This window comes from Actinoplanes hulinensis, assembly GCF_019429605.1.
GTDB classification, from domain to species: domain Bacteria; phylum Actinomycetota; class Actinomycetes; order Mycobacteriales; family Micromonosporaceae; genus Actinoplanes; species Actinoplanes campanulatus.
In genome coordinates this window covers 86,138-106,306 of sequence record NZ_JAHXZI010000022.1, presented here as the reverse complement: position 1 = coordinate 106,306, position 20,169 = coordinate 86,138, and the positions used below count along the sequence as shown (strand labels likewise).

Sequence of the window (20,169 nt, the reverse complement as noted above, 5' to 3'; positions counted from 1 at the left end):
GATGTCATCTCCGCTATCTGGCCGGCACGCCCTTGACGATCTGCCCGGCGCCGACGTCCCGGGCCACGCAGGCGCTCGCGCCCACGGTCGCGCCGTCACCCACCTCCCGGCCCTGGAGCACCACGGCGCCGGCGCCGATCAGCACCTCCCGCCCGATGCAGCAGTCGCCGGACACCGCCGCGAGGGGATTCACCTGCACGTGGTCGGCGAGCACCGCGTCGTGGCCGACCGTCGCGTTCTGGTTGAGGTGCGTGTGCCGGCCCAGGGTCACGTTCGTGGTGATCTGGGCCCCGGCGAACAGGACCACCCCGTCGGCCACGAGGTTGTGCGGTCCCTGGCCGGCCGCCGGGTGGACGAGGGTGGCCGCGGGCCTGCCGAACGGTTCCAGCAGGGCGGTGACCGCGGCCCGGGTCCGCGGGTCGCCGATGCCGATGACGTAGTGCGCGTCCAGGTCCCCCAGCAACGCGTTCGGGCCCAGCCAGGCGGTGCCGAGCCGGTCCAGGCGGCGCAGATTCGTCTCGGACGGGGTGTCGTCGAGGAAGCCCAGCACCTTCCACGAGTCGGCGACGCCGTTGATGGCCGCGATGACGCCGAAGATCTCCCGGCCGTGACCGCCGCACCCGACGATGACGACCGGTTCAGGCATCGCCGTCGGCTTCCGCCACGGCCCGCGGAGAACCGGTGAACAGCGGCATCGTGGCCTCCCCCGGCGCCGAGATGCCCTCCCGGCGGAACAGGGTCAGCACGGTCCGCAGGCAGATCTTGGCGTTCAGCGCCAGCGAGCGGTGGTCGACGTACCAGACGTCGAGCGCGAGCCGCTCCTCCCAGTCCAGCAGGTTCCGGCCGCTCACCTGGGCGAGCCCGGTGACCCCCGGGCGGACCAGATGACGCCGCGCCTGGTCCGGGCTGTACAGGTCGAGGTACTGCATGAGCAGCGGCCGGGGTCCCACCAGGCTCATGTCGCCGCGCAGCACGTTCCACAACGTCGGCAGCTCGTCCAGGCTGGTGGAGCGCAGCGCCCGGCCCAGGCCGGTGAGCCGGTCCGCGTCGGTGACCAGGCCGCGCCGCTCGTCGACGTCCCGCATGGTGCGGAACTTGACCAGGGTGAACGGGCGGCCGTGCAGACCCGGCCGTTGCTGGCGGAACAGCACCGGGCGCCCCAGGTTGGCCGCCACCGCCGCGGCGACCCCGGCCATCACCGGCGCGGTGACGACCAGGGCGGTCGCGGACACGCCGATGTCGATGGCCCGCTGCGCCATGTCGGTGAATCGAGCTTTCATCGGTGGCCTTCCAGGAACTCGGTGATCTCGTCGAGGACCCGGCGTACCCGGTCGTCGCCGAGCGCGGATCCGCCGGGCAGGACCAGGCCGTCGGCGAACAGGCGCTCGGCGGCGCCGGTCAGGAAGGCGCGGGCGTGCGCGTACGCGGGCTGGCGGTGCATGGGTTTGAAGACGGGCCGCGTCTCCACCTTGCGTGCGGCCAGGTGTACGGCCAGGTCACGCGCCCGCCAGCCGGTCCGGTCCGGATCCACGACGACGGCGGTGAGCCAGCGGTTGGCGGCCGGGTCGTCGCCGCCGAGCATGCTCACCCCGTCGACGTGCGCGAAGATCTTGGCGTACCCGTCGTGCAGCGCCCGCCGTCGTTCGATCATCGCGTCCAGGCGGCACAGCTGGGCCCGGCCCAGCGCGGCCAGCAGATTGCTGAGCCGGTAGTTGTAGCCGACGTCGCCGTGCTCGTAGTGCTCGGCCGGCAGCCGTGCCTGACCGGCCAGGTAGCGGGCCCGGTCGGCCAGCCGCTCGTCGGCGGTGACCAGCATGCCGCCGCCGGACGTGGTGATGATCTTGTTGCCGTTGAACGAGAACGCCGCCGCCCGCCCGAACGAGCCGGCCGGTCGCCCGGCGTGGGCGGCCCCGAGCGCCTCGGTCGCGTCCTCGACGACGGGTACGCCGTACCGGTCGCAGGCTGGCAGGATCCGCCCGTAGTCGGCGCACTGGCCGTACAGGTCGACGGTCATCACCGCCCGCACCCGTGCCCCCTCGACGTCCAGTTCGGCGAGCACGCCGGCCAGCAGACCGGGATCGAGGTTGCCGGTCGCCGCGTCGCAATCGGCGAAGACCGGAGTGGCGCCGGCGTGCATGACGGCGTTCGCCGTGGCCACGAAGGTCAGCGTGGGCACGACGACGACGTCACCGGGACCGGCGCCGACACCCATCAGGGCCAGGTGCAGGGCGGCCGTCCCCGAGTTCACCGCGACCGCGTGCGGCACCCCGGCCCGCTCGGCGATCTCCCGCTCGAACCGGTCCAGATCCGGGCCGACCGGTGCGATCCAGCCCGAGCGGAGGGCGGCCAGAACGTACTCCTGCTCCAGCTCGCCGACATCCGGTCCGGACAGCAGAACGGCGCGATCATCGGCTTGCATCCCCCACCACCCATCGTGACCGACACCAGGGGGAGTGTTCGGCTCGACCTTCTCGCCAGCCATGCTAGCTGCACAAACGGCTGACATCCGGCCAATCGGCGTACCGCTGAGAGTCGTCTGCGATATCACCGAGGGTGATGCGGCACCGGGGTCGTCCCCGGCCCCTCCGGGTCCGGCTAACCGCCGAGGACCACCATTTCGGTACGGCCGCTGGCGGTGCCGTTCTCCTGCACCAGCATCAGGTCCGGGCGGCGGTCGCCGTTCCACTCGGTGATCAGCAGCTCGAGGTGGTGGGTGACACCCGGGGCGGTGTCGGCCTTGAACAGCGTGCGCTGGAACCCGGTCGCCCCGTCGAGCACGCGCAGCCGGGTCCGGCCGTCGGCCCTGGCGGACGTCTCGACGATCACCAGGTCGGGCCGCCGGTCGTTGTTGAAGTCGGTCACGAGCACCCGGTGGTCAGGGTTCGCGGCCTCCGCGGTGACGATCGCCGGAGTCAGGTGCCGCTGGAAGTTCGCGGCTCCGTCGAGAAGTTGGACCTGCATCCGGTTGCCGGTGGTGCCGGAGGTCTTGGTGACGACGAGATCCGGGTGGGCGTCGCCGTTCCAGTCGGTCACGGCGAACTCCCGGCGTTCGTCGTTGGCGGCCAGCGGCGTACCGGTGTGGAACAGCTGCTGCCGGAAGGCCGACGCCCCGTCGAGGACGGTCACCTCGGCGGTACCGCTCGTGGTGCCGGAGCGCTGCACCACCACGAGGTCCGGACGCTTGTCGCCGTTGATGTCGGCGATCGCGTAGGTGTACAGGTCGCCGGTCTCGTCGAGCGCGGTCACCCTGTTCAGCAGCAGGGCCGCGAAGTTGGCGGCGCCGTCCATGATGCGGATCTCGGTCTTGCCGCTGGCCGTCCCGGTGCCCTCGACGACGAACAGGTCGGGCCGGCCGTCGCCGTTCCAGTCGGCCAGCGCGAGCTCGTGCCGCCCGGCGAGAGCGCCCAGCTGGGTGCCCACCGCGGCGAGCGCCTTCTGGTACGGCCCGGACGACGCCGTCGGCTGCGGTGCGGGCGCCGCACCCGACTGTGTCCACAACCGCCCGACGATGAGCTGCGCGTCGTGGGCCTCCGGGGCGTACGCCAGCGGCAGTGCCGAGCCCTGCACCCGCTGGCAGATCGCTCCGATGTCGCCGGTCATCCAGCCGCCGCCCGGGTGTTTGCGCAGCATGGCGTTGAGGAACGCGTTGGTGGCGTAGACCGGGTCCACCACCTGCGCGGGCTTACCCCACCCCTGCGAGGGCCGCTGCTGGAACAGGCCGAGACTGTCGTGATCGTAGGCGACCGTGTGGTTGTTCAGCGTGCTCTCGGCGATCGCGGTGGTGACGGCGATCACGGCGGCGCGCTGGCCCAGCCCCCGGGACTGGACGGTGGCGACGATCACGCGGGCGCAGGCGATCCGCGGGCCGGAAACCGCGGAGCCGAGGCGGCGGCCGTTCATCATCGGCTTCAGCTGGGCGGCGATCGCCTCGTCGGCCGCCGTCACCACGCCCGGCACGCACGGGGCCAGCGCGGGATAGCCGGGAGCGGCCCACGCCGGCGCCACCGGGGACAGCACCGCCGCCGCGATCGTCGCCGCGGACAACGCCCTGAGCATTCGGCGCCGCTGCCGTGAAACCGCCATGTCGTACCAGACCCCCCGTTACTCGCCTATGTGCCTGGCCAATGTGCCACATGACGTCACTCACCCGAAAGGCGTACTTTCACCCGCGGGCCATGTGCCGGGCGGCACGCAGTCCGAAGACCACCGCGGGGCCGATCGTGGAGCCGGGACCCGGGTAGGTGCGGCCCATCACCGAGGCGGAGTTGTTGCCCGCGGCGTACAGGCCGTCGATGACGGTGCCGTCCTCGCGCAGGGCGCGGCCGTCCGGGTCGGTGAGGACGCCGCCCTTGGTGCCGAGGTCGCCGATGACCACCTTGAAGGCGGTGAACGGGCTCTTCTCCAGCGGGCCCAGGCAGGGGTTGGGCCGGACCGTGGGGTCGCCGTAGTAGCGGTCGTACGCGGAGTTGCCCCGGCCGAAGTCGCCGTCGACGCCGCAGCGGGCGAAGCCGTTGAACCGCTCGACCGTCGCGCGCAGCCGGTCCGGCTCGACACCGATCCGGCCCGCCAGTTCGTCCAGGGTCGGCGCCTTCGCCAGGATCCCGGCCTCGCGCATGGCCCGGTTGTTGCGCGGGTCCAAGGCGAAGGTGCGCAGGTAGCGGCGGGCGTGCCGGGCGTCGGCGATCATCCAGTACGCGCCGTCCTTGTCGTGTTCGAGCATGTGGTGGCCGAGATCGACGTACGACTCGGACTCGTTGGCGAAACGGTCCCCACGGGCGTCGACGATGATCGAGTACGGCAGGGACCGCTCCCCGACGATGAAGGCCGGCACGTGCCCGGGGGCGGCCGCGACCGAGGCGCCCCACCACGCGTCGTCCATCAGCTCCACCGCGGCGCCGGCCTTCTCGGCCAGTTCGATGGTGCCGCCGAGATTGCCGGGATTGCCGGACGGGGCGCCGTCGATACCGTGGAACCGGCGCCGCCACTCGGTGTTGTGGTCGAACCCGCCGGCGGCGAGCATGACGCCGCGGGTGGCGGCGACGGTCACCGGCCGGCCGTCGCGGGTGATGCGGACCCCGGCCACCCGGCCGTCGTCGTCGACGATCAGCTCCTCCAGCGGCGAGCCGAGCCACAGCGGCGCCCTGCCGTCGATCACGACCGCCCGCAGGAACGCGGTGGCCAGGCCCGCCCCGATACCGGCCAGCCGGTGCCCGCGGACCAGGCCGCCGAGCACCCGGAGGACCAGCCGGGCGCCGCGGGCGAAGCCGCCGAGGGTGGACCAGGCACGCCCGAGCAGCCACACGTCGTCGGTCTTCACCGGCATCGCGGCCGGCGCGTTGCCGGTCTTCCACCAGGCGCCGGCGATGCGCGAGTTCAGCGGCTCGACCTCCAGCGAGCGGCCGATCTTCCCGCCCGGCAGCTCCGGGTAGTAGTCGGGGTAGTCGGTGGCGCGGGCGAAGACCAGACCGTGCTTCTCGGCGGTGGTGACGAAGTCGTCGACGGCGTCGACGAAGGCCTCCTTGCGTTCCCGGGAGGTGGCCCGGCCGGTGACGCCGACGGTGGCCTCCAGGTAGGTGAGCGCCTCCTCGCGGGAGTCGCGCAGCCCGGCCCGGCGCATCAGCGGGTTGTTCGGCAGCCACATGCCGCCGCCCGACATGGCGGTGCTGCCGCCCCACCTGGCGCTGCCCTCGACCAGCAGCACGCTGAGTCCCTCGTCGATCGCGCCGAGCGCGGTGGCGAAACCGGCGCCGCCGGAGCCGATCACGACGACGTCGTAGGTGTGATCCCAGCTGTCAGGGATGGTCATGGCGGCGCTCCTCACATCCGAGCATCCGGACAATGCTGTCCGGTTGTTAGGGTGATCACTATGAGCACGAGTTCCGGCCGCGTCAACCGTGGCCCGGCCGCGGCCTCGGAGAACCGGCAGGCGATCCTCGGCGCGGCCCGCCGGCTGTTCGCCGCACGCGGCTACCACGTGCCGCTCAGCGCGATCGCCAAGGAGGCCGGCGTCGGCCAGGGCGTGTTCTACCGGCACTTCCCCACCCGGCTCGACCTGGCGCTGGCCGTCTTCGAGGAGAACTTCGCCCAGCTCGACGCGATCTGCGCGGCACCCGACGAGCACACCTTCGGCCGCCTGTGGGAACGCATGGTCGAGCTGACCATCGAATCCGCGGCCTTCGTCGAGATGGCCGTCGACGCCCGCCGCAGCATGCCGGGCTACTCCGGCCCACAGCGCATGCTGGCCCTCGTCCGGACCGCCCTGCCACCCGCCCAGGCGGCCGGGCTGGTCGACGCCCGGCTCACCGTCGACGACATCCTTCTCGCCCACCGGATGATCTACGGCGTGGTCGCGACGACGCCCGAACCCGCCGACATCGGACCGGCCGTGCAGCGGGCGTTGCGCCTGCTTGCTCCACGACTCGGCCCGTCGTAGCCCTTCTCAGCCGGCAATCGGCCGGCCGAACCAACGCACCCGACTCAGCCGAGAGTATTCCCTGGCCAGCTGGCAAATGGCGGCCGCTGTACTACCTCGTATGGTCCGGGCAGAGGTCGGCGGCGATGGTCGCGGCGACCGCTCGCCACGACAACTCCTGCCCCGCGCGGTGGATGCGCTGCTCGAGCGCCGCAGCGTCCTCGGGTGACAGACCGGCATGACGGCGGAGGGCTTCAGCTGCCGCATCCACGTCATGGGGCGGGACGGTGTAGCCGACGCCCCGCTCGGTGACGTAGTCGAGCAGGTCCGGGGGGCCCGCCGCGAGCAACGGCCGAGAGAACGCGCGCGCCCGCTTCGCCGTCCCGCTCTCGTGCGTCATCGCCGGGTCGTAGAACGCGGACACCAGATCGGCCGCGCCGAAGTAGAGGGGATGCTCGACCGCCGGGATGAACCGTTTGTGGATCACGAGCCGGTCGCCGAGCCCGTTTGCCTCACCCAGCTGCTCCAGCTCCCGGTAGGACGCGTCGCCCTCTGGGCCGGCGTGCACGAGCACCCAGCCCGGGCTGGCCGCGACGGCGCGCACCAGCGTGGACAGATCCTTGTCGCGGCGCAGCGTGCCCAACGACAGCAGGATGTTCCCGGCCGGGAGCCCGAGCACCTCCCGCGCCTTCTCCCGGGTGGGGAGCACGACTTCGGCGGGGTCGGGGGCACCGTGAGGAAGCACCCGCACAGGCGAGGTCTCGGGCAGGGACAGCTCGTCGAGGAGCCTGCGGCGTAGGTGCGGGCCGTGCACGTACACCACGTCCAGGCTGCGTGCGATTCGCCGTGCCGCCCGGGTCGAGACCCGCTTGTACGCCGTCCGCAGCACGCCTTCCCGTTCGGAGCGGAAGGTGGTGGAGTGGAAGATGCCCCCGGTGAGCCCTCCGTTGTGCCGCCGCAGATAGCGGGCGAGGCTCAGGTACTCGAACGTCTCGAACAACACCGGGGCGTCCGGGTGCTCCGCCCTGACCCGGCGCAGCGTGGACAGCAGGCGAGGCTCCGCCATCAGCCGGAACGCGTGCCTGCGCAGTCTCGACGGCAGGACGCCGAGCAGCCGGTCCCAGACCGCGGAGGTGGCAGTATGCACAATGACATCGGACAGCACCAGCGGCCCGTCGTGCGTCACGACGTGCACCTGGTGGCCCTGGTCGCACAGACCGGACCCGAGTCCGCCGACGTAGTCGAAGGCGTGACCGTAGGGCTGTAGCGCACCGGGGCTGTAGATGATGAAGGTCGCCACCCACGGAAACCTACCGAGCGGCCCGCCTCCGTGACGCGAAACGCCCGGATTGATCCCCATCGAGCCGTTTCCCGCCGCAGACCGTCGAACGCGCCGGATCGCCGGCCCCTGCTGCGGGTCGCCGATCCGGCAGCGCTCGGATTGCGTCAACGGCGCGGTGTCGTAGCCCTTCTCAGTCGGCGATCGGCCGGCCGAACCAGCGGGCGAGATGTTCGTCCAGATCCCGCTGGTCGTCGCCGATCCAGACGACATGACCGTCCGGGCGCAGTAGGAGACCGGGCGCGTCCAGGGCCGCGGTGGGATCGGCGAGATGATCGACACGGTCCGCCCAGCCGCCGGCGGTCAGCCGTTCGGTGCGATCCAACAGCAGGCCACGGCCGCGGTGCAGCAGACCGTAGAGCCGGCCCGATTTCACCTCGACGTCGGGCATGCGCCGGCCGAGCAGATCGGGGCCCGCACCGAAGTCGTACCGGATGTCGATCCCGGCGATCCTCCCGATCAGATACCGATTCACCTCGTCGAAATCCATCAATTCCGACAACAGTTTTCGTACGGCCTGAGCACCCGGGTCGGAGGACACCAGCGTCATCTGGGCACGGGTGTTGTCCAGCACGTCCGCGGCGACCGGACGGCGTTCGGCCTCATACGTGTCCAGCAGCGTCTCCGGCGCCCAGCCGCGGATCCCCGCGGCCAGTTTCCAGCCCAGGTTGAACGCGTCCTGCACACCCAGATTGAGGCCCTGACCGCCGATCGGCGGGTGAATGTGGGCCGCGTCGCCGGCCAGCAGAACCCGCCCCACCCGATAGCTCCCGGCCAGCCGGGTGGCATCGCCGAAACGGGACATCCAGCGCGGGGAATGCACCCCGAAATCGGTTCCCGCGACGATCTGCAACTGCCTCTTGAAATCGTCGAGAATGGGCGGCTCCCCACGATCGCTGACGCCCTCGACCGGGATCACCACGCCGTAGACGCCATTGCCGGCGGGCCGGAGACTGAACCGCCTGTCGGCCACACTGATCTCGGCCATCCGGGCGGCGATCTCCTCCGCCGGGGCGGCCACGCTCATCTCGCCCATCAGCGTCTCGTTCCGCGAGGGCTCCCCCGGGAAGCCGACGCCGAGCAGTTTGCGCACCGTGCTGCGGCCGCCGTCGCAGCCGACCAGATAGCGGGCGCGCACCGTCTCCCCGCCGGCCAGCTCGACCGTCACGCCTTCGTCGTCCTGCTCGAAACCGGTCACCGCCGCACCGTGCCGGACCTGTGCGCCCGCTGCGACCGCGTGTTCCTCCAGCAGGCGGACGATCACCGGATGCGGAATGCCGAGCAGGTAGGCGTACCCGGAATCGAGATTTTGGGGTTGAGGTTTGTCGATCGCCGCGAAGAAACCGGCGGCCGGGCGCCGTCGCCCGTGTTCGAGAACGCGGTCGAGCAGGCCGCGCATCGCCATCAGTTCGAGACTGCGGATGTGCAGACCGACGATGCGGATGAACGACGCCGGCTCGGTCTCCTTCTCGAGAACGAGAACCCGCACGTCGTGCAGTCGCAGTTCGGCGGCGAGCATCGCGCCGGCCGGCCCGCAACCGGCGATGATCACATCGAATTCCATGGTGTTGCCTTTCGGGAGTGCCTTCGTGGCGCTCCCGGCGACACCTACGTCAGTCGCCCCACCGTGACGGCAAGAGGGAGCACCCACTGCGATACAACGTTCATGGGTCTCACCTCCTCGGGCGGTGTCACGGGCAGCAGAAAACTACCCGCCCAACCGCCGCCCCGTCCAATCCTTTCCGGTCCGTCGGCGTCGCCTCGCCCAAGTCTTTCCCACCCGCCGGCATCGCCCCACCCATACGCCACCCACCCGCCGGCATCGCCTCGCCCCGCACCGCCCTCCCCGCCCGCCAGCCTCGCCCCACCCAAACCCCTCCCGTCCGCCAGGTAGTAGTGACGAGAGTGGGGAGGTCGGCGGGTGATCACTGGTCTGCTGCTGGACGTTGCCGGGTTCGAAATGCAGGTCGGCGGCGAGCCGGTAGGTGCCCGGCGGAAACTGGACACCGCCGACGTGGAGTTACTCCAGGGCGTGGCGGGCCGGTATGTGGAGGCGATACACGCCCGCGCGGACGACGCGGTGTTCGTGGGGCTGGGCCGGGAATTGTTCGCGTGGCTCGACGGCGGCGGCGAAATGCTGAGCGCGCGGTTGGAACGCGCCACGGCGCCGCTGGTGTTCGAGGTGCGGGCGCCGCAGTCACCGTCGGCGGCCGGGTGGGCGGTGCTGCGGGCGCCGTGGGAGGTCCTCGCCGACCAGGGTGGATTTCTTGCCGCGGACGGGCTGCGGCGCTTCGAGGTGGTCCGCCGGCTGGGGACGCCTGTCGCCGCTCCACCGCTGGACGACCTCCGGCTCGGGTTGATGTTCATGGCGTCGGCGCCGCGCGGCCAGCACGAACTCGACTTCGAAGCCGAGGAGTCCGCCATCCTGACCGCAGTCGGCGACACCCGGGTGGATCTGGTCGTGGACGACACCGGTGACCCGGAGCAGCTCGGGCTGCGGTGGGCTGACCTCGGCGGCCTCCCGGTACTGCACCTGTCCTGCCACGGGGTGAACAACTGGCAGACGACGCCGGACGGACCCCGAGTGCCGGTGCTGATGATGGAGAACGAGGTCGGCGACGGCCAGGCGGTCACCGCGGCGGACCTGATCCGGCGACTGTCGCCCATGCCGCGACTGATGGTCGTCTCGGCCTGCCTGACGGCCACGGCGGCGGATGCGGACGGCCATCTGCCCGGCGGGCCGGATCATCGCTCCCCCGATGCTCCGGACAACGCCGGAGCACCCCAGGGCGAGGTGGCGCATTCGCTCTCCACCAGCTTGGTGACCGCCGGGGTGCCCGCGGTGATCGGCTGGGACGGTTCGGTGATCGACGGCGCGGCGACCCTGTTCGCCCAGCACCTCTACGAACAGCTCGGCCTACGCCAGGAGTTGGCGGCCGCTGTGGGCGACGCACGCCGGAAGCTCATGGCCTGCGAGCACCCGCGATTGCGGGCGGACTGGCATCTCGCCCGGATCTGGCTCGGCCCCTCGGGCGGCGGTCCCCTGGTAGCCGGGACACGTAAGCGGCAGACGATGCCGGCGCTGCACGGCACCAAGACCTTCCTCGACCTCAAACGGAGTCACGTCCCGGTGGCCACGGCGAAGATGTTCGTCGGGCGACGTCGCGAGATGCGGCAGGCGATCCGGGCGCTACGCGGTGGTGAGCGAGCCGGGGTGTTGCTGCACGGGCAGGGCCGTTTGGGAAAGTCGAGCCTCGCGGCACGGTTGGCGGACCGGTTCACCGACCACGCGGTGGCGGTGGTGTTCGGTGACTACACGGCGATGGGCGTGCTGGACGCGATCGCGGCCGCGGTGGAGGACAACCCGGTGGCCCGGTCGTTGATCGAGAAGCGGCGAGCGGAGGTCCGCGACCAGCCGGAGGCGCTGCGGTGGGTGCTGGTGGACCTGCTGTCCGGCCCGTGCGCCCAACCCGGTAAGGAGGGACAGCGGCCACTGCTGCTGATCATCGACGACTTGGAGCAGATCCTCGATGCGCGGCCCGAGGGGCCGCATCGGGTGGCCGACGGGTATGCGCCGGTGCTGGTCGCGGTGCTGCGGGCCTTCGGTCCCGGCCGGGGTGACAGCCGCCTGGTGATGACCAGCCGTTTCACGTTCACCTTGGACGAGCTACAGGAGCGGTTGGAGCCGGTGCAGTTGGCGCCGTTGTCCCCGGTGGCGCAGCAGAAGCTGGCGGCGCGGCAGCAGGCGGTGCCGACGGACCAGTTGAGGGAGTCGCGGGCCGAGCTGGCGACGCGAGCGGTCGCGGTCAGCCGGGGCAACCCAGGTCTCCAGGATCTGGTCGCGTTGCGGCTGGTCTACAGCGCCCAGGTCGAGTCAGCCCGCGCCGAGCAGGCAGTCGCCGACATGGAGTCGTACCTGGACCGTGGTGACCTGCCCGCCGACGCTGAAGTTCGCGCGTTCGTCGAGAATCTGGCCCTGGACGCACTCCTCGACCAGGCAGGATTTGCTCACATCGCCCTGCTACGGGCGCTGACATTGTTCGAGCTGCCGATGCCGACGGCGGTCACCGACGTGCTGAGCGACCGCACCGGCGGGTCAGTGCAGCGATTGTGCGGCCTGGGGTTGGCCGATACCTTTCCCCACGCCCGCGGTCAGCAAGACACCGCTACCGCGGTCAACGCACTGGCCGCCGGTCGGCTCATCCCGCTGACCGACGCCGAACGGGCCGACCTGGCGGGTGTGGTGGTACACCCTTTGCTGGCCGCATGGGGCGGCGCCGAAGAACAAACCGTTTGGAACCCGGCCTTGGACGTGCAGCTCACCCGGCTGGCAGTGCTGGCCGATGATGCCGCGGTGACCGCGCTCTCCGCCGCGGACGCGGTGCACGCCTTGCTCGCCGGGCCGGCGAAGCAGGCTCTGAGGCTCGGGCAGCAGGCCATCGCCGTGCTTGATCGGCACACCACGCCTGTGCCCGTGTTCCTGCTGCGACGCGCCGCTGAGGCGGCCCGGATCAGCGGTGACGGTGACCTCGCGGCCGCACTGTTCGATCGTGCAGTCAAGCGCACCACCGCCGACGGTGCCGCAGCCGACCCGCTGGAACACGCCCGTGTCAGCGCTGAGTACGCCAGGCTGATGGTCACGCGGGGAGAGCTGGAACAGGCCGAACAGCTGCTGTATCAGGCCCGCGACATGTTCGCCGCCGCCGGATCCGAAGGCGAGGTAGCGGTCGCCTGGACCGCTATCGCCGACATTCGGTACCAACGTGGGGACTACGACGAGACACTCCGCATCCGCCACGAAGTCCAGCTACCAGTCTACGAACGGCTTGGAGACACTCGTTCCACCGCGATCACCTGGGGCAGCATCGCCGACATCCACTACCAACGCGGCGACTACGACGAAGCACTCCGCATCCGCCAGGAACTTCAACTACCAGTCTACGAACGACTCAGCGACGTCCGATCCGCCGCAATCACCTGGGGCAAGATCGCCGAGGACCTGCACCGGCGCGGGGATCACGAGGAAGCACTCCGCATTCATCGGGAGAAAGCGCTGCCGGCATTCGAACGACTCGGCGACACCCGCAACACGGCGAGAGTCTGGAGCAGCATCGCCGACATCCACTACCAACGCGGCGACTACGACGAAGCACTCCGCATCCGCCACGAAGTCCAACTACCAGTCTACGAACGACTCGGCGACACCCGCTCCACCGCGATCACCTGGGGCTACATCGCCGACATCCAATACCAACGCGGCGACTACGACGAAGCACTCCGCATCCGCCACGAAGTCGAGATTCCGGTCTACGAACGACTCGGCGACACCCAGTCGGCAGCGATCACCTGGGCCCAGATCGCCGACGACCTGCACCGGCGCGGGGATCACGAGGAAGCACTCCGCATTCATCGGGAGAAAGCGCTGCCGGCATTCGAACGCTCTGGCAACGCCCGCAATGCCGTGGGCAGCTGGAGCAGCATCGCTGAAATCTTGTACGAGCGGGGTGACCACGCCGAAGCGCTCCGCATCCGCCAGCAGGAAGTCCTGCCTGCCCTGGAACGGTTGAACCACCTGGAGGGTATCGCCGGCATCAACTGGGGAATCGCCGAGATCTACCTGGGACATGACGACTTCCAAGCCGCGAAACCTTACCTCGTCGAGGCGTTCCACATCCTCGACCAACTGCAACGCCCTGACGGCGTCGCCTTCGTCGGCGGCACTTTGGGCAACCTCCTGGCCACCCTCGGGGAGCGGGACAGCGCACGAGTGGTACTGGAGAAGAGCCTCGCAGCGGCACGCGAGATCGGGCACGCCGTTCTCGTGGACCAAATCAGCCAGGTGCTGCGTGCTATCGGCTCCGAGGCTCACCCGGAAGACGAACAGGGTTGACCGGTGGTCGTAAAATGCGGGCGATGAGAGGACTGGGCATGCGCAGACGGGATCTGGTCTCCCTGGCGGCCGGTGCGCTCTCCCTGGCCGCGGCCTTCATCCTCATCAACACTCCCCTGCCGGCCGACCGCCCGGCCGATGTCGGGACCGGCGGTGGGTTCATCGTGGTGACCGAGAGCGGGACGCCGGAGAGCGGCATCGCCTGGGACTGTCCGGAAGAATACTTCTGACCTGCTACCTTCCTGCTCGTGGATGCGGACGACGATCTCGGAAACGCCCTGCGCGAGTGGAGTGGCCGGCTGAGCCGGCTCGGCGCACCGGCCGCCGACCGGCTGCGGCCCGGACGGCCGGATGAGGAGATCACCGCCGCGCTGGGCGCCGATGTGCCGGCGGCCGTCCGGACCTGGTTCTCGTGGTGTGACGGCGTCGACGACGCGGACGGCCAGACGATCGGCGACTGCTGGGTGATCCCGGGTTACTGGCCGGTCACCCTCGACGAGACGAAAGCCGATCTGTCCGTCGAGCTGCCCTACGCCCACCGGGTGCCGCTGCTGCGTGACGGCGGCATCGACCTGTACGTGGCCGCCTGGAACACGCCGGGCGAGGAGCCGGTGGTCGTGTCGCTGCTGGTGCCGGGCCACCCGGTCGTCGAGTTCAACTCGGTCGCCGAACTGGTGGCCGTCACCAACGCCTGCTTCGACAGGGGCGTCTACGCCGTGGACGACGACGGCCTGCTCGACCTGGTCGACTCCGCGGCCTACGACGCCCTCTACGAGGAGATCACCGGCCTACCGGCAACGTGAGTCAGGGCCTGAGCAGCGCCTTGATGGAGCGACGCTCGTCCATCGCGCGGTAGCCCTCGGCCGCCTCGTCGAGTGGGAGCGAGAGGTCGAACACCCGGCCCGGGTCGATCTCGCGCTTGAGGATGAGGTCGATCAGCTCGGGCAGGAAGCGGCGCACCGGGGCCGGGCCGCCGTGCAGGTGCACGCCGGAGAGGAACAGTTCCATGCCGGGCAGTGTGACGCCGTGGGCGACGCCGACGTAGCCGACGTGCCCGCCGGGCCGCGTGGAGCGGATCGCCTGCAGCATCGACTCCTGGGTGCCGACCGCCTCGATCGTCGAGTGGGCCCCGTACCCGTCGGTCAGGTCTTTGATCTGGGAAACGCCCTCGTCGCCGCGCTCGGTCACGATGTCGGTGGCGCCGAACTCCAGGGCCAGCTTCTGCCGGTCGGCGTGCCGGCTCATCGCGATGATCCGCTCCGCGCCCAGCTGTTTGGCGGCCAGGACGCCGAGCAGGCCGACCGCGCCGTCGCCGACCACCGCGACCGTCCTACCGGGGCCGGCCTCGGCGGCGACCGCGCCGAACCAGCCGGTGCCGAGCACGTCGGAGGCGGCCAGCAGTGACGGGATCAGGTCGGCGTCCGGCTGTCCGGGCGTGGCGACCAGGGTGCCGTCGGCCCACGGGACGCGCAGGAACTCGGCCTGCGCGCCGCCGGACTCGTCGACGATCGGCCGGAGGTTCGGGCAGCGGGACTGGTAGCCGGCCCGGCAGATCTCGCATGTGTTGTCGCTCGTGAAGAACGAGCCGACGACGAACTGGCCGGGCCTGATGTCGCGGACCTCGGCGCCGATCTCCTTGACGACGCCGACGTACTCGTGGCCCATCGCCCGCGGCTCCGTGATCTGGTCGACTCCCCGGTACGGCCACAGGTCGGAGCCGCAGACGCACGCCGCCGCGACCCGGATGACCGCGTCGGTCGGGCGGGCGACGGCCGGCCGGTCGCGCTGCTCCACGCGGACGTCACCGGGGGCGTACATGACTGCCTGGCGCATGGTGGTCCTCCTCAGGAAGGTTCTCTCACCACCATCAAAGCGCCAGGAGCCGGGCGGCAGGGAGTCACTGGTGAGACAGGTACCGGCAGGGCACCCTACGAGGGGGCGACCAGGCCCGTCTCGTACGCGAGGATCACCAGATGGACCCGGTCGCGGGCGTCGAGTTTGGTGAAGAGCCGGGCCACGTGGGCCTTGGCGGTGGCCGGGCTGATGTGCAGTTCCCCGGCGATCTCGGCGTTCGACCGGCCGCGGCCCACGAGGGTGAGCACCTCACGCTCCCGTTCGGTGATCGCGTCGTCAAGGCGTGGCCGGGCCGGCGGCGGGGCCGGCGCGGGGGCGGCGGCGAAATGCTCGATGAGGCGGCGGGTGACGCTGGGGGCGATCAGGGCGTCCCCGGCGGCGACCACCCGGATCGCGCCGAGGATGTCGTCCAGTGCCATGTCCTTGACCAGGAACCCGCTGGCTCCGGCACGCAGGGCGGAGTAGACGTACTCGTCGTCGTCGAACGTGGTGAGCATGAGCACCCGGGCCGGGCCGGTTCCGGCGGTGATGTGCCGGGTGGCCTCGATCCCGTCCATGACCGGCATCCGGATGTCCATGACGACGACGTCGGGTTCCTGTTCGCGGACCAGGCGCACGGCCTCGGCCCCGGTGGCGGCCTCGCCGACGACCCGCAGGTCCTCGGTGTCGTCGATGAGCACCCGCAGCCCGCTGCGGATCAGTGGCTGGTCGTCGGCGAGCACCACACGGACGCTCATCGGGTGCCCTCCGGGAGGGGGATGGTCGCGGCGATCCGGAATCCGCCGCCGGGCCGGGGGCCGGAGGCGAACTCGCCGCCCAGGAGGCTGACGCGTTCCCGCATGCCGGTGAGGCCGTTCCCGCTGCTGGCGACGGCGGGTTCGCCCGTGCCGGGGCCGTCGTCGGTGACCTCGATGGTGAGCGCGCGGTCGTCCTGCTGGACGCCGACGTCGCAATGGCCGGTGCCGGCGTGCCGGATCACGTTGGTCACCGCCTCCTGGACGATGCGGAACGCGGACAGGTCGATGTCGGGCGGCAGCGGCGTCCGGTCGCCGTGCCGGCGCAGCCGGATCTCCACGCCCGCCTGGGCGCTGCGGGTGACCAGGTCGTCGAGGTCGGCCAGGCCCGGAGCGGGGTCCCGGGGCGCCGGGGCGGAACCGCCGTCGCTGCGGCGCAGGCTGACGAGCATCCGGCGCAGGGCGGCCGCGGTCTCCCGGCTGGTGTCCTCGATGTTGGCCAGGGCGTTGCGTGCCTCGGCCGGCTGGGTGTCGATGACGCGGCGGCCCATGCCGGCCTGTACGGCGATGACGGCGATGCTGTGCGCGACCATGTCGTGCAGCTCGCGGGCGATCCGCAGCCGTTCCGCCTCGACGGCCCGGGCCTCGGCCTGTTCCCGCTGGGTGGCGGCATGCCGGCGGCGCTGCCGGACCGAGTCGCCGATCACCCATGCGGTGATGACCCCCAGCAGGATCACGGTGAGCACGGTCGGCACGTCGCCGGCCTGGCCGATGGTCAGGGCCAGGTTGCCCTGCACGACCGCGGTCAGGGCCGCCGCCGGCAACGACAGCCGCCGTGGCCGGGTGGCCGCCACGTGGCCGGTCATGCCGTCGGCCACGATGACCACGGCGAGGATCAGGATGCGGCCGAAGGTCTCGTCCTGGACGAGGAACAACACGGCTGTTCCGCCGGCGAGCAGCACCAGCAGGCCCGCCAGCGGGGATCGGCGGGCCAGCCCCAGGGGCAGCAGCAGGGCCAGGGCGACCAGGGGCAGCTGGAGCAGGTTCCCGTCGCCGCCACCCGGCAGAGTGATCGTGGCGAACAGGGCGAACGGGAACAGGAGCGCGGCGCTCCAGACCAGCACGCCACCCGTCCGTTTCGGTGGGGTAGGCATGCGGCCGACTGTATCGACGTGAAGATCACCGGCGCATCGGCTCGCGGGCTTACGCCCACGGGCTGATCCCAGTGCCGTCTGCGGGCCGATGTGGCGGCGCCCAGTCGCCGGGCACCGTGATCGGCATGATTCTGATCAATCGGTTGCGGACGATACTGGCGGTCACCGCGGTCATCGTGGCGCCGTCGGCGGGCACCGTGCTGGCCGCGCCCCCTGTTCCGGCCCCGGTGGGCGCCGCCGCACGGCCGGCGACGGTCCACGAGTGGTTCGCCGCCATGCCCGGCGACCGGCAGCGGGAGATGGCCACCGAACGTCCCGAGGTGGTCGGCAATCTGGACGGGGCGCCGATCACGCTGCGCTACGAAGCGAACCGGCGGTCCATGCGGGCGGCTGGGATCGACCGCCCGGATGGCGATTTCCTGCTGTTCGACCCGCGCGGGCGGGGCCGGGTCGCCCAGGTGTTCGGTGACTTGTCTACGGCGCGGCGGATCGCGGTGCTGGTGCCCGGCATGACCAACCGGCTGGCGAATTTCTGGCGGGGCGTGGGTGGGCGGTCATACCGGTCACCGGCCGTGCAGGCCGCCGACCTGCAACGGGCCGGGGCGGGATCCGGCGGGTTCGCGGTGATCGCGTGGCTCGGTTACGACACGCCGCAGGGGTTCGACGAGGCCGGCCGGGCGAACCTGGCGCGGGCCGGGGCGGCGGAGCTGGAACGGTTCGTGGCCGGTCTGGTCGCGGTTCGCCCGCAGGCGACGATCGCGCTCCTCGGGCACAGTTACGGTTCGGCGGTGATCGGGCACGCCGCGCCCCGATTGCCACCGCAGGTGACCGACATCGCCGTGTTCGGCAGCGCGGGCATGGGGGTCGGCGACGTCGCCGGTCTGGGCACGGGCGCCCGGGTGTGGGCCGGTCAGGGCGATCAGGACTGGGTGCGGTGGGTTCCGGAGGTGCGGCTGTTCGGGCTGGGTCTCGGGGCCAAGCCGGCCGGGCCGGGGTTCGGCGCCCGGGTGTTCGCCACCGCGGACGTCCACGATCACGATCACTATCTGTCACCGGGCACCGATTCGCTGGCAGCGCTGGCCCGGATCGCCGGCGATTTGCCATGACTATTTCAAGATCCACAAAACCCGAGACCCGCGATCGTACGATCGACGCGCTCCGGGCCGTGGCGATCCTGGGCGTGGTGATCGGGCATTGGCTGGTGTCCGCGGTGGTGAGCGATCCCGCCCGGCCCGCGGCGTGGCACGGTGCGAGCCCGCTGGCGGCGTTCCCGGCGCTGACCCCGGCGACGTGGGTGTTGCAGACCCTGGGCCTGTTCTTCTTCGCCGGCGGATTCGCAGCCGCCCGCAGCCGCCGCGAACCGGCCACCCACAGCCGCCGCGAACCGGCCACCCACAGCCGCCGCGAACCGGCCACCGGCAGCCGCCGTGAACGGGCCGCACGCAACCGCCCCGGGCTTGCCGCCCGATTTGCCCGGCTGGCCCGCCCGGTTGGGCTGCTGGCCGCCGTGTGGCTGCCCGCGTGGCTGCTGCTGCGGGTGACCGGCGCGCCGGACAGCACCCTGCACGTGGTGCGCTCGCTGCTCGTACATCCGCTGTGGTTTCTGTTGGTTTATCTGGTCCTGACCGTGAGCGCTCCGCTGCTGCGGGCCGCGGTCGGCCGATACCGGCTGTGGCCGCTGGCGCCGGCGATCGCGCTGGTGGCTGCCTGTGACGTCGCCCGCCACTTCGAGACAGCGGCCTGGCTGCATCCGGCGGCCACGGTGGCCGGCTGGGCGGTGCCGTATCTGCTGGGTATCGCCCTGGCCGACGGCCTGCTTCCCCAGCGGGCCGGCCGGATCCTGGCGCTGATGGGCGTGGCCGCCGGCGCCGGACTGGTGCTGCTCGCCGGCTATCCGGCCAGCGCGGTGGGCGTCCCCGGCGACGGCTGGTCGAACCTCGATCCGCCGTCGCTGTTCGCCCTGGCCCTGGCCGCCGCGCAGATCGGCGTGTTCCTGCTGGTGCGGGACCGGCTGGCCGGATGGCTGCGGCGACCGGCCGTCGGGACGCCGGTCGCCGTGCTCAATCGGTCGGCGATGACCGTCTACTGCTGGCACCAGAGCGCCCTGCTGCTGGTCACCTTCGGCGGGCTGCTCGCCGGCCCGCTGCCCGGCCTGTCCGACCCGCCCGCCGGGATGTGGCCACTGCACCGCCTGCTCTGGCTGCCGGTCTTCGCCGTGACCCTGGTGTTGCTCTGCGCGGCCTTCCACCGCGCGGAGCGGGTCAGGACTTGGCGGCGGCCGCCACGCTGAGTGCCTCGGCGGCGTGCTGGTTCATGTCCAGCTCGCTGTGGATGACGTCGAGGATCTTCCGGTCGGTGCCGATCACGAACGTCATCCGCTTGGTGCTCAACGGGCCGAGGTTCAGCTTGCGCTTCACGCCGTACGCCGCGATGGTCGCCGAATCGGGATCGGACAGCAGCGGGTAGTCGAAGGTGTGGGTCTCCGCGAAGAGCTTCTGCTTCTCGACGGTGTCCCTGCTGATGCCGACCCGCTGCACGCCGGCCGCGCGGAACTCCGCCGCCAGGTCCCGGAAGTGGCAGGCCTCCGCGGTGCAGCCCTTGGTCATGGCCGCGGGATAGAAGAAGAGGACGACGGGCCCGTCCGCCAGCAGGTCGGTCAGCCGCCGGGGCGTGCCGTTCTGGTCGGACAGCTCGAAGTCGGGTGCGATGTCGCCTTTGCCGATGCTCACCCGACGCAGTCTACGGACACGAAGGTATGTCACATTCATTTCACCGGCCGACGAGAG

17 protein-coding genes are annotated in these 20,169 nt (G+C 71.2%); 6 read left to right on the top strand and 11 right to left on the bottom strand.

What is annotated here, in order from left to right; genetic code table 11:
• Positions 1–13 precede the first annotated feature (13 nt).
• The 5 genes from KZ829_RS34375 to KZ829_RS34355 form a co-directional block, all read right to left on the bottom strand.
• Positions 14–646, bottom strand: a complete 633-nt coding sequence (locus tag KZ829_RS34375; RefSeq protein WP_220148015.1) for a NeuD/PglB/VioB family sugar acetyltransferase — start codon at positions 644–646, stop codon at positions 14–16.
• Positions 639–1,280 (bottom strand): sugar transferase, encoded by a 642-nt coding sequence (locus tag KZ829_RS34370; protein ID WP_246636762.1) that lies wholly within the window; start codon positions 1,278–1,280, stop codon positions 639–641. The genes KZ829_RS34375 and KZ829_RS34370 overlap by 8 nt, the downstream gene beginning before the upstream one ends.
• Complete coding sequence (locus tag KZ829_RS34365) at positions 1,277–2,419, bottom strand: DegT/DnrJ/EryC1/StrS family aminotransferase (protein ID WP_220148014.1); 1,143 nt, start codon at positions 2,417–2,419, stop codon at positions 1,277–1,279. The genes KZ829_RS34370 and KZ829_RS34365 overlap by 4 nt, the downstream gene beginning before the upstream one ends.
• 176 nt (positions 2,420–2,595) lie before the next feature.
• A complete protein-coding gene (locus tag KZ829_RS34360; protein ID WP_246636761.1) occupies positions 2,596–4,056 on the bottom strand; it encodes an FG-GAP repeat domain-containing protein in 1,461 nt (486 codons plus the stop codon).
• Positions 4,057–4,162: 106 nt separating this feature from the next.
• Positions 4,163–5,806: an FAD-binding protein gene (locus KZ829_RS34355; RefSeq protein ID WP_220148012.1), complete on the bottom strand. Its 1,644-nt coding sequence runs from the start codon at positions 5,804–5,806 to the stop codon at positions 4,163–4,165.
• Between the two features lie 60 nt (positions 5,807–5,866).
• On the opposite strand from KZ829_RS34355, the gene KZ829_RS44245 reads away from it, so the two are divergent.
• Positions 5,867–6,433: a TetR/AcrR family transcriptional regulator gene (locus tag KZ829_RS44245; protein WP_220148011.1), complete on the top strand. Its 567-nt coding sequence runs from the start codon at positions 5,867–5,869 to the stop codon at positions 6,431–6,433.
• 91 nt (positions 6,434–6,524) lie between these two features.
• Here KZ829_RS44245 and KZ829_RS34345 read toward each other — a convergent pair whose 3' ends face one another.
• Together KZ829_RS34345 and KZ829_RS34340 are read right to left on the bottom strand one after the other, a co-directional pair.
• A complete protein-coding gene (locus KZ829_RS34345) occupies positions 6,525–7,712 on the bottom strand; it encodes a glycosyltransferase (protein ID WP_220148010.1) in 1,188 nt (395 codons plus the stop codon).
• Positions 7,713–7,884: 172 nt separating this feature from the next.
• Complete coding sequence (locus KZ829_RS34340) at positions 7,885–9,315, bottom strand: FAD-dependent monooxygenase (RefSeq protein WP_220148009.1); 1,431 nt, start codon at positions 9,313–9,315, stop codon at positions 7,885–7,887.
• 357 nt (positions 9,316–9,672) lie between these two features.
• Between KZ829_RS34340 and KZ829_RS34335 the strand changes: the two genes are divergently transcribed.
• Genes KZ829_RS34335 through KZ829_RS34325 form a run of 3 tightly spaced genes read left to right on the top strand, consistent with a single transcriptional unit; the run spans position 9,673 to position 14,444 of the window.
• Positions 9,673–13,641 carry a tetratricopeptide repeat protein gene (locus KZ829_RS34335; protein WP_220148008.1) on the top strand — a complete coding sequence of 1,323 codons (3,969 nt, stop codon included), beginning with the start codon at positions 9,673–9,675 and terminating at the stop codon, positions 13,639–13,641.
• Between the two features lie 38 nt (positions 13,642–13,679).
• A complete protein-coding gene (locus KZ829_RS34330) occupies positions 13,680–13,871 on the top strand; it encodes a hypothetical protein (RefSeq protein ID WP_220148007.1) in 192 nt (63 codons plus the stop codon).
• A gap of 18 nt (positions 13,872–13,889) precedes the next feature.
• Positions 13,890–14,444 (top strand): hypothetical protein, encoded by a 555-nt coding sequence (locus KZ829_RS34325; protein WP_220148006.1) that lies wholly within the window; start codon positions 13,890–13,892, stop codon positions 14,442–14,444.
• A 1-nt stretch (position 14,445) separates the two neighbouring features.
• On the opposite strand, the gene KZ829_RS34320 is transcribed toward KZ829_RS34325, so the two are convergent.
• From KZ829_RS34320 to KZ829_RS34310, 3 genes are all read right to left on the bottom strand, one after another.
• Positions 14,446–15,474 (bottom strand): zinc-dependent alcohol dehydrogenase family protein, encoded by a 1,029-nt coding sequence (locus tag KZ829_RS34320; RefSeq protein ID WP_220148005.1) that lies wholly within the window; start codon positions 15,472–15,474, stop codon positions 14,446–14,448.
• A 95-nt stretch (positions 15,475–15,569) separates the two neighbouring features.
• On the bottom strand, positions 15,570–16,232 hold the full coding sequence (locus KZ829_RS34315) for a response regulator (RefSeq protein ID WP_220148004.1): 663 nt from the start codon (positions 16,230–16,232) through the stop codon (positions 15,570–15,572).
• Positions 16,229–17,383 (bottom strand): sensor histidine kinase, encoded by a 1,155-nt coding sequence (locus tag KZ829_RS34310; protein WP_220148003.1) that lies wholly within the window; start codon positions 17,381–17,383, stop codon positions 16,229–16,231. Before KZ829_RS34310 ends, KZ829_RS34315 begins: the two co-directional genes overlap by 4 nt.
• 125 nt (positions 17,384–17,508) lie before the next feature.
• Here KZ829_RS34310 and KZ829_RS34305 point away from each other — a divergent pair, with 125 nt between their 5' ends.
• Complete coding sequence (locus KZ829_RS34305) at positions 17,509–18,489, top strand: alpha/beta hydrolase (protein WP_220148002.1); 981 nt, start codon at positions 17,509–17,511, stop codon at positions 18,487–18,489.
• Positions 18,486–19,673: an acyltransferase family protein gene (locus KZ829_RS34300; RefSeq protein WP_220148001.1), complete on the top strand. Its 1,188-nt coding sequence runs from the start codon at positions 18,486–18,488 to the stop codon at positions 19,671–19,673. Before KZ829_RS34305 ends, KZ829_RS34300 begins: the two co-directional genes overlap by 4 nt.
• Here KZ829_RS34300 and KZ829_RS34295 read toward each other — a convergent pair.
• Complete coding sequence (locus KZ829_RS34295) at positions 19,645–20,112, bottom strand: peroxiredoxin (protein WP_308285778.1); 468 nt, start codon at positions 20,110–20,112, stop codon at positions 19,645–19,647. The genes KZ829_RS34300 and KZ829_RS34295 overlap by 29 nt on opposite strands.
• Positions 20,113–20,169: the final 57 nt, after the last annotated feature.